The 15,974-nt window shown below is 37.2% G+C and carries 7 protein-coding genes; 3 read left to right on the forward strand and 4 right to left on the reverse strand.

Features of this window, described 5'->3' with window-relative positions; genetic code table 11:
- Nucleotides 1–249: 249 nt before the first annotated feature.
- Entirely contained in the window at nucleotides 250–1,911 is a 1,662-nt protein-coding gene (locus QM481_RS11190; protein WP_283381839.1) for a glucoamylase family protein, read from the forward strand.
- A 177-nt stretch (nucleotides 1,912–2,088) separates the two neighbouring features.
- Nucleotides 2,089–4,497 (forward strand): alpha-L-rhamnosidase-related protein, encoded by a 2,409-nt coding sequence (locus tag QM481_RS11195; RefSeq protein ID WP_283381840.1) that lies wholly within the window; start codon nucleotides 2,089–2,091, stop codon nucleotides 4,495–4,497.
- A 67-nt stretch (nucleotides 4,498–4,564) separates the two neighbouring features.
- Here the strand turns inward: QM481_RS11195 and ald are convergent, their stop codons facing one another.
- Nucleotides 4,565–5,680 (reverse strand): alanine dehydrogenase, encoded by a 1,116-nt coding sequence (ald, locus tag QM481_RS11200; protein WP_166553146.1) that lies wholly within the window; start codon nucleotides 5,678–5,680, stop codon nucleotides 4,565–4,567.
- Nucleotides 5,681–6,022: 342 nt separating this feature from the next.
- Between ald and QM481_RS11205 the strand changes: the two genes are divergently transcribed.
- On the forward strand, nucleotides 6,023–6,481 hold the full coding sequence (locus tag QM481_RS11205) for an Lrp/AsnC family transcriptional regulator (protein ID WP_283343304.1): 459 nt from the start codon (nucleotides 6,023–6,025) through the stop codon (nucleotides 6,479–6,481).
- A 322-nt stretch (nucleotides 6,482–6,803) separates the two neighbouring features.
- On the opposite strand, the gene QM481_RS11210 is transcribed toward QM481_RS11205, so the two are convergent.
- The 3 genes from QM481_RS11210 to QM481_RS11220 form a co-directional block, all read right to left on the reverse strand.
- Complete coding sequence (locus QM481_RS11210) at nucleotides 6,804–7,931, reverse strand: NAD(P)/FAD-dependent oxidoreductase (protein WP_283381841.1); 1,128 nt, start codon at nucleotides 7,929–7,931, stop codon at nucleotides 6,804–6,806.
- A 373-nt stretch (nucleotides 7,932–8,304) separates the two neighbouring features.
- The gene (locus tag QM481_RS11215) at nucleotides 8,305–11,253 is read right to left on the reverse strand and encodes a M16 family metallopeptidase (protein WP_283381842.1); all 2,949 of its coding nucleotides are present in this window, start codon (nucleotides 11,251–11,253) and stop codon (nucleotides 8,305–8,307) included.
- A 473-nt stretch (nucleotides 11,254–11,726) separates the two neighbouring features.
- Nucleotides 11,727–15,836, reverse strand: a complete 4,110-nt coding sequence (locus QM481_RS11220) for a hybrid sensor histidine kinase/response regulator transcription factor (RefSeq protein ID WP_283381843.1) — start codon at nucleotides 15,834–15,836, stop codon at nucleotides 11,727–11,729.
- Nucleotides 15,837–15,974: the final 138 nt, after the last annotated feature.

Genomic DNA, 15,974 nt, shown 5'->3' on the forward strand with positions numbered 1-15,974 from the left:
CTGTAAGCCATAGGTATTAGGCAAAATGTTTTCATTTTTTTTCATAAGAAACTCATTTAGACTTTTGCCTATGGCATAAAGCTTATTGCCTAAAGCCTTTTGTGTCAAACGACCTATCTTCGGGTGGGTCGTTGATTTTATTTTTAGGAAAAATGATGCTCGGGTTGAAGTTTTACAATATGAATAGTTTTGACCCAAGATTCCATTTAGAGGGTGAATTTATTCACCCTTTCATAACATCCAAAATTTATGAAAGTCTTACCTTATCAAATTGTTTGTGTGTTGCTGATTCTTCTTTGTGCTTGTTCCAAAAAAGCAACAGAGGACGTAAAGCCAACGCCCACGCCAAGCTCGTTTAGTCTCAATACTTTAAGAGTAAATGGTGACTACAATGGCTTTGATTATAAAGATGTTACGACAAAACCTGAAATAATCCTTACTTTCAATACAGCGCTAGATGCTAGTTCGCTAGCATCAGCGATTTTGTTAAAAAATACTGCTGGCAATTCCTTTGCTGTACAAACTTTTTTAACTCAAAATGACAGTGCAATTGTAATCAAACCCGCACTTGATTTGGATTATCTTAACAAATACACTTTATCAGTAAACAACAACCTAAAGTCAAAAGCAGGAGGTTCCCTCAGAACAGAATTTGGCGTCAATCTGACGACGCAAATTGATGCCAGAGACAAATTTCCAAGAATTAGCAATGATGAATTGCTGACTAAGGTTCAGCAACAAACCTTCCGCTATTTCTGGGATTTTGGACATCCTGTTTCGGGGCTGGCTCGTGAACGAAATACCTCTGGAGATATAGTCACCTCTGGTGGTTCGGGCTTTGGCATTATGGCCATGGTGGTTGGTATCGAGCGTAAGTTTATTACACGTGAACAAGGGCTTCAACGACTCACCACAATAGTCGATTTTTTGACGAATCAGGCTGAAAAGTTTCATGGTGCATTTCCGCACTGGCTCAATGGCGCTACGGGTAAAACCGTTCCTTTTAGTGCGAAAGACAATGGCGCTGATTTAGTCGAAACCTCGTTCTTGATGCAAGGCCTGCTCACAGCAAGACAATATTTTGATGGAAATACTCAAGCAGAAATTACACTTCGTCAAAAAATTAATACCCTTTGGAATGGAGTCGAATGGAGTTGGTTTACCCAAAATACTTCTAATGGTTTGTATTGGCATTGGTCACCTACTGACGCTTGGACAATGAATATGAAAATCTCAGGTTGGAATGAGGCTTTGATTACTTATGTATTAGGGGCATCATCTGAAAAGTATGCGATTTCCAAAGACGTTTATCAAAATGGCTGGACTCGTAATGGTGCTTTCAAAAATGGCAATAGCTACTTTGGTGTGAAACTTCCCTTGGGCGGAAATATGGGAGGACCTTTGTTTTTTACCCACTATTCATTTTTAGGACTCAATCCTAAATTAATGACCGACCAATACACTAATTATTTTGACCAAAATAAAGCACATGCTCAAATCAATTATCTCTATTGCAAAGCAAATCCTAAACAATATGCATTCTATGGCGAAAATTGTTGGGGGCTTACTGCCAGCGACAACGAAAATGGGTATTCCGCTCACGCACCTGACAATGATTTGGGCGTGATTTCTCCAACGGCAGCACTAGCTTCTTTTCCTTATACGCCTACAGAATCGATGCAAGCTCTACAGTTTTTCTATTACAAATTAGGTGATAAAATCTGGAAAGAATATGGCTTTGTAGATGCTTTCAATCTCAATAAATTCTGGTATGCAGACAGCTTTTTGGCAATCGACCAAGGACCAATTATTGTCATGATAGAAAACCATCGTTCTGGACTGTTATGGAATTTGTTTATGTCTTGTCCTGAAGTGAAAAATGGACTAAAAAAACTTGAATTAACCAACTGAGTTTTTCAATCCGAGTTTTTCAAACCGAACTCTTCAAAAATTTTATTAAACCGCGTAATTCTGCATCCGTAGTACTCATTGAGTACTACGGATTTTTTGTAAAAAATAAACCCCGATAACAAAATCTCCAGAAATCATTAAATTTGATGTAGAATAAATCCATTTTTATAAACAAATATGAAATCAATCCTCAAAACCCTTATGCTTGGAAGCCTTGTTGTAGCTTCTATACAAGCAAAGGCTCAAAAAGCCTCTTTACTTGATTTGACCAAAAATAGTGAAAGCATTACTGGGAAAAAATCGTATCTGAATACACCTTATGTAACTGCAGGCGACCGTCTTTATATGGTAGGGCATCAAAATGGGCAATTTCCCGATTTAGGCTGGCACGTCACTGGCGAAATGGGAGGGATTTGGGATCATCCTATTAAATTGATGGATGGTTTTTCTGCCAAAATACAAGCCAATGGTACGGCTCGTTGTCTAGACCAAGCTACCTCTTTTGTGAATTTTCCTTATGGCAATAAACATATTTATCAGGACATATTGCCAAACCTTTCTATTCAAAGATTTCAGTTTGTTCCAGATAAAACAGAAGCAGTTGTAGTGGAATACACTTTTGAGAATCATGGGACAAGTCCTCAAACATTAGAGTTTGAATTTACAGGACATAGCGATTTACGACCAGTTTGGCTAGGTGAGCGAAATAATATGATTGATGCGGAGGACAAAGCTACTTGGCAAAACACAAGTCAATCTTGGGTCATAAAAGACCAGAAAAACCCTTGGTATGTACAGTTCGGTGCGAATATTTCTGCCAAATCATATCATCAAAATACATCAGATTGTCAGTTTAAATCTCAAGGTTTAGGAACAAAAGCTAGTTTGATATACAATATTGTAATTGCTCCTAAATCAAAATTTATTTTGCCAATTGTGATTGCTGGTTCATACCAATCAGAAGAAGCTGTGACTAAGACGTTTGGAAATATTCAAAAAAATGCTTCTGTTTTACTCCAACAAAAAATCAAACGCTATGAGTCAATTGCCAAGCAATCAGCGCTAACGGTTCCAGATAAAAAATTGGAACAGGCATTTCGTTGGGTGAAATATAATACGGATTGGTTGGTACGTGACGTTCCAGCGGTTGGGCGTGGTATGTCGGCAGGGATGCCTGATTATCCTTGGTGGTTTGGAACAGACGCCGAATATACCCTGAAAGGCTTAGTGGCAACAGGGAAAAAGGATTTAGTATATGATGCAGTCGAAGTTTTGAATAAACTTTCAGAAAAAGAAAATGGTAATGGGCGTATTGTTCACGAGGTGTCTTCAAATGGTGTTGTTTTCAATCCTGGCAATGTCAATGAAACACCACAATTTGCCAGTATGATTTGGGAGATTTATCAATGGACAGGCGATAAATCATTTTTGCAAAAGTATTATCCGACCATTAAAAAAGGGTTAGATTGGCTTTTAAAGGAAAATGATAAAGATAGAAACTTGCTTCCTGATGGCTTTGGTATGATGGAAATCCATGGACTCAATAGCGAGATGATTGACGTTGCTGTTTATACCCAAAAAGCCTTTGCTGACGCCGCTCAAATAGCAAAACTCGTAGGAGATAGCGAACAGGCTTTACAATATGAGCGTAATGCTAGTCAAATCAAACACCAAATTAATACTGATTTTTGGGTGCCAGAAAGTCAATCTTTTGCTGACTTTATAGGCACTAGAGAACAGACCTTACACTTGATAGACGATGCAATAGTAAGAGCTGATACCCTACAAAAACCCTGGGCAGTGGCAGAATTAAAACAATTAAAGTCTAACGTAGAGGTTTTGCCTGTAGGTATAAAAAAAGGCTTTGCGTTACACCATAATTGGGTAGTAAATACGCCTATGGAAATGGGTATAGCGGATCCTGAAAAAGCCAAACTGGCACTTGTAAATGCACGTAAATACACCAATCCATTTGGTGCTTTTGTGACAGGTATTGACCGAGATGAAAGCTCTAATTCGGAGGAGGCACCAGCAACTTTTGTACGTAAATCTTTTACTTACACGGGTGCAGTGATGACTTTGCCAACGGGAGTAACAGCTATTGGAGAGAATAATTATGGTAATCCTGATGGGGCTTTGTGGTATTTGAATAAAATGACTAAAACCTTTAGCTATGTGTTGCCAGGAGCGATTTATGAAGTTTCTCCTGATTATGGAATGATGTGTCAAGCTTGGAATTTGTATAGCTATGCTACCCCGATTATCAAGCAGTTTTTTGGAGTTCAACCTCAAGCAGGTTCAAAATTAATCGTTATTCAGCCCCAAATGCCAAGTACTTGGAACAATGCCAAAATTGAAAATGTACAGATAGGAGATAATAGCTTGAGTATGAGCTATCAAAAAGTATCCTCTGTATTGAAGGTTGATTTTAATCAAACGAAATCATCTTGGAGAATAAAAGTCCAATATCCCAAAGGAAAATTTACTACTTGGAAACTAAATGGAAAGACTATCAAACCCGAATCGTCGGAGGAATTTGATTTTATATGGATTAGTGGATTGAAGAATAAGGTAGAGGTTTTGTAAGTCATATTTTAATAGAAAAGGCTATCCAATCGGATAGCCTTTTAAAAATCACCTAATATATAATCAATTAAGCCAAAACTTCTGAAATATGGCAATAAGGCAATTTCCAAGCTTCAGAAACACCTTTATAAACGATCTTGCCATTTACTACATTCAAGCCTTTTTTCAATTCTTCGTTTTCTTTACATGCTTTTTCCCAACCTTTGTTTGCCAACTGAATTGCATAAGGTAAAGTTGCATTTGTAAGTGCCAACGTTGATGTATATGGTACAGCACCTGGCATATTAGCTACGCAGTAGTGTACGATTTCATCAATGACAAACGTTGGATTTTCGTGTGTTGTTGGTGTACAAGTTTCGATACAACCACCTTGGTCTACAGCTACATCAACTAGTACTGTCCCTGGTTTCATATCTTTCAACATGTCACGAGTAATCAAATGTGGAGCTTTCGCACCTGGGATTAAAACCGCACCAATAATTAAATCAGCCAATTTAATTGCTTCGCGAACATTATATTCATTTGACATTACTGTGTCAACGTTGGCTGGCATTACGTCTTCCAAATAACGTAATCTTGGCAAACTAATATCCATAATGGTTACGTTTGCGCCTAAGCCTGCCGCCATTTTAGCTGCCTGTGTACCCACAATACCACCGCCTAATACCAATACGTTGGCAGGTTTTACACCAGCTACACCACCCAACAAAATACCACGTCCACCCATTGGTTTCTCTAAGTATTTTGCTCCTTCTTGAATCGCCATACGACCAGCAACTTCAGACATAGGAACCAATAATGGTAAACTTCTATCTGCTTTCTCTACGGTTTCGTAAGCTAAACAAATTGCTTTACGCTCAAGCATTGCATGTGTCAATTCTTCAGACGAAGCAAAGTGGAAATACGTAAACAACAATTGGTTTTCTTTGATTAATTTGTATTCAGAAGCGATTGGTTCTTTTACTTTCACAATCATCTCAGCAATTTCATACACTGCCTCGATCGTTGGAAGAATCGTAGCACCAGCTTTTTCGTAAGCTTCATCAGTGAATCCACTTCCTACACCAGCGCTTGCTTGGATATAAACTGTGTGACCGTTTTTCTTAAATTCAGCAACACCAGCAGGTGTAAGTGCTACACGGTTTTCGTTGTTTTTGATTTCTTTAGGTACGCCGATGATCATAAGTTTTGGTTGGGGTTTAAGCCTAAGTTAGTCGGTTGCTGATTGTGTTATGTACCAGTCAATACTGGTCATCCCTCATTCGAAATTTTTTCTATCTATCCCTTGTATTCAATCTCGTTAGTCCAATTCGCCACACATAAAATCACAATTTTTGCAACCGACTTCCTAGGTATTTGTTATCTGTGTTGATGAAGTGTGAGACAAAATTAGTAATAACAGAAAAATATTTTACTGTTATTAGAAAAATAAGAAATAGTTAAAATATTTTTGTCTTTATAGAGGAAAAAATCCTGTTTTTGAATCTTTTTTCTAATCTTAACCAATAAAAATTTCTTTTTCACCATGCAATTAGACGCTATAGATGTAAAAATATTACAATTAATTCAGGAAAATGCGCAATTGACTATCAAGGAAATTGCACGACAAATCAATCTGTCGATGACACCTACCCACGATCGAATCAAACGATTGGAGCAGGAAGAAATCATCGAAAAGTACGTAACCATTCTGAATCGAAAGAAGTTAGGGAATCCGTTGATGGTATATTGTAGTATTACTTTAGATAAACAACAGAAAAATCAATTTGTAGAATTTGAGGAGGCTATTCGTCAGTATCCTGAAGTAATAGAATGTTGTATTGTGTCGGGTAATTATGACTATCTGATAAAAGTGATTGCCAAAGATATGGAAGCCTACAATGATTTTTACCAAAGAAAACTTTCTGCTCTAGCGAGTGTGGCCCATATCAGTAGTTCTTTTGTGATGTCAGAGGTAAAAACAACTACTGTTATTCCCTTATAAGTGGAGTTATTCGTTAATAGAATATCGTTTATTTGAGGATGGTAATCGTTATTGAAAAGCTTTATGCTAGATAATAAGGAGGAGAATAGCTATAAAAAAAAATGACCCGTAAGTAGTTCGAAAACGCTTACAGGTCTATCGTTGAAGTGTAATTTGGTATGCAAACATAACACCGATATTTTATATAAACAAATATGAGTATTTTTGCTTAATATTAAAATATTTGAAGAAAGTCTCTATGACTTAATTAAGTTTTGTAATATTGAAAAAATACAAATTTGATTTTGCATAAAGTCTTTATTGCCAAATAAAATTTTTTTCATTAAAATTCGTTTCCGTGCGTAGATTGTATGAATATACCTAGTGCTGGACGGCATATTTTAAAAAAATAGCGAACAAATTCTGTTAGAATGGGATGACCAAATAATGATTGGATTTGTCTACCTGTCCATAATCGAAACCCAAAATATTTTTTCCACGCTTTTTGATATTGGGCTTCAACAACTTCACGATTATCAAAATTTTCTAGTATAATTTCTGAAATTAATTTGGCGCTATGGATAGCCATTGCCATGCCGTTTCCGCAAAGTGGTGTAATTAATCCCGCTGTATCTCCAATCATGATGATATGATTTTCGATTTGTTTTTTGGGAGAAAATGAAATTTCATTAATTACTTCTGGTTTGTCATAAAGGAATTCAGCCTCCAAAAATATTTTCTTGAGATGAGGGTTTTTCCAGAGAATATTCCTTTCCATCTCAGATACATTCTTATATTTTCTTAAATTTTCTCTACTTGTCAAATAACATAGACAAAATTTTTCGTCTTCAATTGCGGAGATTCCGCAGTATCCATTCTCAAAATTGTGCAAACTGATTAGGTCTTTTGGATACTGGTATCGTATATGATATTTAACTCCAACATAGGGGCTTCGAGCTTGAAGAAAAGGGCGTTGTAAATACTGATCCAGTTTAGCACGCTTACCATAAGCACCTAGTACATATTTCGCATAAATGATTTGATTAGAATGGCTTAGTCGAATTTTAAATTGGTTTTCTTCATAAACGATGTCTTCTACTTCTGTGCTAGTTTTGCAATGAACACCGCAGTTTAGCGCTATTTTGTAGAGTTCATTATCCAAAGTATATCGACTCAATCCAAAGCCACCAAGGTCGAGAGGATAGTCAAGACTTTTACCTGATGGCGCTGTAAATTGAAACTTGCTAATTTTCTGTATATCTAAATTTTCTAGGTTAAGTCCAATTTTTGTTAAGTAATTTTTGGTCTCATTAGAAATATATTCACCGCAAACGCGATGAAAAGGATAATGCTTTTTTTCGAATAAAATTACTTGTTTTCCTGCCTTTTGAAGATGTATTGCTGCACATAAACCTGCCAAACCTCCACCAACAATTGCGATAGGATATACCATAGTGTTGTCTGTTTCCATCTGATATTTGAGATAGTATTTTATGATTAACTTCTGGAAGATGGTGAAAGTTTAGGACGCATCTCTAATTGAGTGATTTAGTGGTTGAGTGAATGAGTGATTATTGTAAAGATACCTTATTTCAAATTTTGGTATATTTAAGAAAGGTACTCTTTTTCCATTTTCGGGATTCTAAATTTGGACTATTGAACTTAGTACCGTACTTTAATTTGGAAAGAAGATATTTTTATTTACTCAAAAAGGCGATCAAAAAATTAATTTCGACCGCCTTTTTGATACTATATTTCTAGTTTTTCAAAAGAATCACTCATTCACTCAACCACTAAATCACTCAATTTGGGATGACTTGTGTTTGATGAAATAGCATATTATTTTAATAACCAAATACATCTTCAAGTGTTAATCTTTTCACTTCACCATATTTGCTTAATTCATCTACTTTGATTTTGTTTTCTGAACCTACAATACAGTATGTAACAGGCTTATTAGCGATGTTTGCTTCTTGGAATTTTTTCAAATCTTCCAATCCTAACTTGCCTAATGCTTCAAAGATTTTAGATCTCTCGTCATAATTTAAGCCTTTTTCTTGTGCTGCTAAGTAGTTGAATGCAATGGCATCTTGTGTAATACGCTCTGTTTGATAATTTTTCAACATACTTTCTTTTGCCGTTTCCAAGTTCTTCTCAGAGGCTGGAAATACATTGAACAACTCGTTCATGCTTGGGATAGCTTCGTTCAACTTATCTGCTTGTGTACCTACGTATCCAACTAAAAAGTATTTCTCATCTTTAGTATTTGGCGTAAAATAGTACGCATACGTTGAATAAGCCAAAGCCTTTGATTCACGAATTGTTTGGAAAACGATAGATGACATACCACCACCAAAATAATTATTGAACAATTCCACTACTGGAGTTTGAGCTGGGTCAAACTTAACCGTTGGGCGAATCCAGTCGATTTCGGCTTGAACCATGTCGAAGTTTGTAAACAAAACTTGTGTTTTTGAAGGTGTAATACGATCAAAATTAGCAACCAATGGTAAATCAGCCTTAAACTGTGTTGGGAATTTATGAACTTTTGAAAGGTCAGCGCTCAATTGTTCCAACGATTTTGGACCATAATAAACAACAGTATGCTTAAAGTTGAACAAATCTTTCAAGAAATTCACTACTTCGTCTGCCGTCAATGCCTTCAACTCTTCGTTAGTGAAATTGAGTGCTGTGCGAGGGTTTTTAGCGCCAAACTGTGCGTATTGAGCCAAACCTTGTAAGATTGCACCTTTGTTGGCTTTGGCATCATTACGTTGTTTTAATAAACGTCCTTTCAATAATTCGAAAGTAGCTGGGTCAGCCTTCGCAGAGGTAACCAGTTGCTCGAATAAAGATACAGTGCGGTCAAAATTTTCATTCAAACCCGATACTGTCAAATTGATATGGTGATCGGTAAAGTTTGCTGTAAAATTGCTCGCCAATTTGTAATACTCTTTACTGATTTCTTCAGCTGACATCGTTGGTGTGCCTAAGAAATTCAAGTATTGCAACGCAATCGGCAATACTTTGCTATTCCAGCTACCCATGTCAAAACGGTATGTCAAACGGAATAAATCGTTGTCAGCATTTTTTACATATAAAACCTCAGCAGGACCTACTTTACCTTTTTGAAGATCTTTATTGTAATCCAACCATTTTGGTTGAATATCCTTCATTGGCATCGCGTTTACAGCTTTCAAAAAGTCAGATTGTTTCTCACGGTTTGTTTCAACTTGTGTGATTTCTGGTTTGTCAACTTTAGTGATATTTTTGTCTTCGCCCTTACGTTTGTACACGATTACATAGCCATTTCCGCAGTATTTGTTCGCAAAATCAATGACTTGTTGCTTAGTAACCTTGCTCAATGCATCAGTCATAGCAGAAGTTTCATTCCAATCGATACCTTTTGATACCACAAAATCATTCAAAAGTTTGTAGGCACGAGCATCATTTTTTTCCAAACTCTGGATAGCATTCAATTTATAATTGGCTGCAATAGCTTTGATAATTGACTCATCGAATTGACCTTTTTTCAATAAATCCAATTGACCTAACAACAAATCACGTACTTCTTCTAGAGTCTGTCCGTTCTTTGGCGTTCCACTCAATGTCCATACAGAATAGTCCTTATTCCAGTCTGGACTTGAACTTGCACGCAATACTTTTTGTGCTTTTGAAAGGTTAATATCAATCAAACCAGCTTTTGAGTTAGACATCAATTCGTCAACGATAGTACCGATGATATGCTCTTTTGGACTAACAGCGCCTGGCCATCTCCATGCAATAGTGATATTGTCAGGAGTTGGACCAAATACTTCTTTAATGATTGGTGCTGTCAATGGTAATTCTGGTGCAGGCTTATATTCTTGAACAGGTTTGGTTTGCATGTAAGCAAAAGCCTTATCAATTTTCTTAATCAACTCATCTGAATTAAAATCACCCACCATGATAATGGCCATGTTGTTTGGAACATAGTACTTGTTGAAGTAGTTTTTGATTTCAATCAAAGACGGATTTTTCAAGTGCTCAATCGTACCAATAGTTGTTTGCTGACCGTAGTTATGCGTAGGGAAAAGCGCCGCATATTTCGTCTCTTCTACTTTCCAAGGGTCATTGTCCAAGCTACGGTTTTTTTCTTCATAAACTGCCTCTAGTTCAGTATGGAAAATACGTAATACAGGATTTCTAAAACGTTCCGCTTGTAGCGCTAAGAAACGGTCGATAGCATTTGTCGGAATATCCTCAGTATAAACCGTTTGTTCATAAGAGGTAAAGGCATTTGTACCTTGTCCACCCATGGCTGCCATCATTTTATCGTACTCGTTAGCGATGGCATATTTGGCTGCTTCGCCCGAAGTTTTATCGATTTCTTTGTAGATTTCTTTACGTTTTGCAGCATCTGTAGTTTTGTTATACTGTTCGTAAAGGTCGTTGATTTTGTCTAACAAAGGTTTTTCTTTTGCCCAATCTAAAGAACCATATTTATCTGTTCCTTTAAAAAGCATGTGTTCCAAATAGTGCGCCAAACCTGTGTGATCTTTGGGGTCGGTGTTAGAGCCTGCACGTGTTGGAATAAGGGCTTGGATACGAGGTTCTTTGTGGTTTTCACTAAGGATGACCGTCAAACCATTTTTAAGTTGATAAAAACGTGCTTTCATCGGGTCGTTGGTTACAAATTTATAATTGTAACCAGCTGTATTTGCCGATTTCCACTCGTATTTAGTTTGGGCAATGGAACCGAGACTCGATACTACCAATGCCGATGCGAGAAGTGTTTTAAAGAATGATGGCATACTGTTAAAGATGTTTTATAATAAGATTTAGTCATTTTGAAAAACGAATTAATAGGATAAAGACGGACTCAAAATGAGAATTTTGGCAAGATAGCATTTGCTTTGAAATAGGAAAGAAGGATATGTTGAGTGGTTGTATAGTTTGATATGAGGGGTTAGGGGTGAGGCACAGAGGAGCAAAGGCACAAAGTGTTTTCAGTAGAGACGCAATGCTTGCGTCTAGTGGCAAAGGCACAAAGGCACAAAGTGGTTAGGGGGCAGGGGAGAGGGTTCAGACAAAGAGGGGTTAGTGGCTAGGCATATAATGGCTAAAGCACGAAGAGGTTTTTAGTATAGACGCAATGCTTGCGTCTAGAGGCAAAGGCATAGGGTGGTTAGATGTGAAGAGGGAAGGGAGTGAAACCACTTTGTGCCTGTTCCCTCACCCCTAACCCCTCTGTGCCTCTGTGCCTTTGCTCCTTTGTGCCTCCCACTCACCCCTTCAACTCCTTCAAAAATTGCATGGGAGTTTTACCAAACTCATTTTTGAAAGCTTTGGTAAAATAAGATTGAGTTTGAATACCTACACGATACATGACTTCGGCAATAGGCATTTGTTGCTCAGTCATGAGTTGAAGGGCGGTTTTCAAACGAATACTTCTAATAAAATCACCAATGGGCTGACCTGTCAAGTCTTTTACTTTGGTGTAAAGTTTGGTGCGACTCATACCGATTTTATTACAAATCAACTCGATATTCATTTCTGGGTCAGAAAGGTTTTCATGAATAATTAGTAGAAAATCATTCAAAAATGCTTGATCTTTCTCTTCATCTATCTGCTGGATTTTTTCTGATAGTTGCGCAAAACCATATTTCTCTTTCAATTTCTGGCGTTGACTGAGAATATTTTTGAGCGTTTGGGTAAGAATATCGATACTGAGTGGCTTGGCAAAATAATAGTCTGCCCCCGAAGCAACCCCTTCTAATTGCGCATCCGAGGCAGATTTGGCAGTGAGCATCAGAAATGGAATATGATTGAGAAGTGGATCGGTTTTGAGCTTTTTACAAAATTCAACCCCATTCATAACAGGCATCATTACATCGCTGATAACCACATCTGGATGGTGTCGTTTGGCTTGTTCGTATCCAATTTGTCCATTTTCAGCCTCTACAATTTGATGGTCGTTTTGTAGTGCATCTTTCAAAAATGTTCTCAATTCGTCATTATCATCCACGATTAAGATTTTGGAGGTGTAAGCTTGTGGTAATGACGAACTTGATGGTATTTCAGGCTCAGTAAATTGACTTTCCAGTGAATTAGAAAGACTTTCTAGTCTGATTTGAGTTCTATTTCTCAGCCATTTTTCATGTTCAAGATAGTCTTTTTCCCCCGAAGGAATACCAATCAACATTTCTGTACCAGCATCACGTTCGCTACTTACCCAAATCGAACCTTTGTGTAATTGTGTCAAACTTTTGACAAATGCCAAACCAATGCCAGAGCCAATATGTGACTCTGTGGTACGATAATATCGCTCAAAAAGCTGAGAAATGGATTCCTGAGAAATACCAATTCCTTGATCCGCCACACGGAGATATAGCATTTGAGAACTGGTAAAACCATTGGTAATGCGCAACTGAGACTGATATTGAGGTTGAAAATTATCTAAGCTTTCCAGTATTTGAATTTCAATCTTTTTGCCGTTGGAGGTATATTTAAAGGCATTGCTAAGGAGATTTATCGCAATTTTTTCTAATACCTGTCTATCAAACCATTGCGTTTGTTGAGAAGATGTAGGAAGAATCCTGAAGTCAATTCCTTTTTCTGTTGCCAAATCTTGAAACTCTTCCGCTATTTCCGTCAGGAAAATATTGATATTCCCCTGCATAACATGCAATTGCAAAGCGCCAGATTCTACTTTTCGGAAATCCATTAATTCATTGGTCAATGCCAATAATCGCTTGGCATTTCGCTGAATCATGTCATAATAAGGAAGAGCTAAAGGACTTGGAAAATCCTTTTTGAGCTTATCCAATGGACCTAATATTAAAGAAAGCGGGGTTCGTAATTCGTGTGATATATTGGTGAAAAACTGTAACTGATCCTGATGAAGTTCTTCTTTTTGCTGTTCCTTTAATTGTTGAATGGCCATACGTCTCCGAAACTGATAAAAAGTACGTATGCCCGTCAGCATCAGAATAAAAGCGATAGCCCTAAACCACCAAGTTGCCCAAAATGGAGGATGGACAATGACTTCTAACATAGTCACTTCAGGATTCCAAACACCGTCATTATTAGAGGCTTTTACCATGAAAGTATAATTCGCAGGACTTACATTGGTATAGGAAGCTCTATTTTCGGAGCCTGCTATAATCCAATCTTTATCCCAACCCTCTAGTTTGTAAGCATACTGATTATTTTCTGAAGCTGTAAAATTTAGCGCTGCGAAATCAATCGAAAAAGTATTCTGTTTATGACTTAGCTCTAGCGTTTTGAGATAGCTAATATCCTCTTCCAAAGGCGAATCTTTGCTAACGCTTACTTTCTTATTGAAAATTTGTAGACTGGTCAAATAAATAGGAGGAATGTAGTTATTGTTGGAGATTTTGTGAGGATAAAAAGCATTAAAGCCTTTTACACCACCAAAATAAATCTGCCCGTCCTTAGTACGTAGAGCCGCATTAGGTTCAAATTCCAATCCTTGCAGACCATCGGCAGAGTTATATTGCTGAATTTGAAGGCTTTGTGGGTTCAATTTGATGATGCCATTTGAACTAGAAATCCATAAATTATCCTCGTCGTCTTGAACAATTCCTTTGATAAAATCCTCCGACAAATGGGCTTTGGTCGTGAATAGCCTGAACTGTTGCTCTTTTTCATGCCATAAATAAAGTCCTCGATGTCCCACCCAAATGCGCCCTTGTCGGTCTACAAAAATGATTCGAATGTCTGGTTTTTTCGAGTCTTTATGGAAATAGTGCGAAAAAATGCCTGTCTGTGGGTCAAGGCAATTGAGTCCGCCATCATCTGTTCCAATCCATATTCTTCCTCGTAAGTCTTGGTTCAAACAAATAATATTGTTGCCCAATAACTGGGATTTTCGATTTTTCCCATAAAGGATTTTTACAAACTTTCCATCGGGTAAATACTGATACAAACCGCCATAATAGGTAGCAATCCAAAGACGTTGCTGACGGTCTTCGAATACCTGTTGCACGTAATTGGAGCCGAGCGAGTTGGGGTTATTTTCTTGCTGTAAAAATCGCTTGAAACTACGAGAACCATTTTCTAGTAAACTCAATCCGCCTCCCCAAGTCGCAATCCAAAGACGTTTTTGATGGTCTTGAGTCAAACCTAAAATTTCGTTTGAACTTATACTATTTGCCTGAAAAGGATTATGTTTGAAATGCTCAAAGGTTTGAGTGTTTTTATGAAAAAGATTCAATCCTCCTCCGTCTGTCCCAACCCAGATATCCCCAGAGGAGTCTTCACAAAAAGCGCGTACATCATTATAGCTCAAGCTATTTTCGTTAGGTTGTTGACGAAATAGTTGAAACTTTTGAACTTGAGACATATACAAATTAATTCCTCCTCTATGGGTGCCAATCCATAAATTTCCTTGGTTATCTTCAAATAAAGCTGAGATGGTTCTTTGACTTAAACTTTTGGGGTTTTCGGGACGAGGCTGATAATTTGTAAAATGACCCGTAAGCGGTTCGAATAGATTGAGTCCCCCGTTGATACAACCTATCCATATTTGTTTTTTATGATCAACCCAGATTGATTTTACCAAATTATTCGCCAGTGAATACGGGTTTAAATCTTGCTGTACAAAGCGTTTTTTCAACCCCAAACGATAATTAAAACTCATTAATCCCTGACCATTTGTTCCAATCAACAGATTTCCTTGTGCATCTTGTGCAAGACAATTTACGGTAGGGCGAGAGCCTGTAATGGTTTCTGTATATTGAAAATGTCCATTGTGTGGCTCAAAAAAATATAGTCCTTTGTCTGTGCCAATCCAGTAGTTGTTTTCAGTATCTTGATAGAGACTTGTAACCATAATTTGCCCTTGTGTAGATTTATTCAAGAAATACTTTTTAAACGAGTTTTCCCTATTCCAAAGATTCAAAATACCTCCTTGAGTTCCAATCCAAAGTTGTCCTTTATGGTCTTTTAATAGAGAGGTAATCGTATTGTTTCCAAGACTATTAGGGTTTTCTTTTTGATAAAAAAAACGCTCAAAAGTATTTTTCTTTTCATCCAAACGATTCAGTCCATCAATCGTTCCTATCCAAATATTTCCTTGAGAATCCTCCGTTATAGCAGTGACAAAATTGTCGCTCAAACTAAATGGATTGTTCGATTCATTTTTATAAACCACAATATGTTTACCGTCATAACGATTGAGACCATCTCTTGTACCAATCCAAATGAAGCCTCTTTTGTCTTGATAGATACATTCGATGGTACTGTTGGAAAGCCCTTGCTCGATATTGATATGTTTGAAGGACATATCCCATTTTTGTCCAAACGTGATTTGGCTGGGCAAACAGAATAATAGGATATTTCCAAGAATGAATAAAATGAATCTTTTTGACATATATGACTGATTGATTTCAGAACCAAAGAATAAAAATAGATATTCGAAAGTAAGGCATTTTTACCTAGAATGACTAACAGAGTGCATATTTGGAACGATAGCATCAAAGTTTGGAACGATAGCACAAATAATTACCTA

This window comes from Flectobacillus rivi (genome assembly GCF_030056655.1).
In the GTDB taxonomy this organism is placed as follows: Bacteria; Bacteroidota; Bacteroidia; order Cytophagales; family Spirosomataceae; genus Flectobacillus; species Flectobacillus rivi.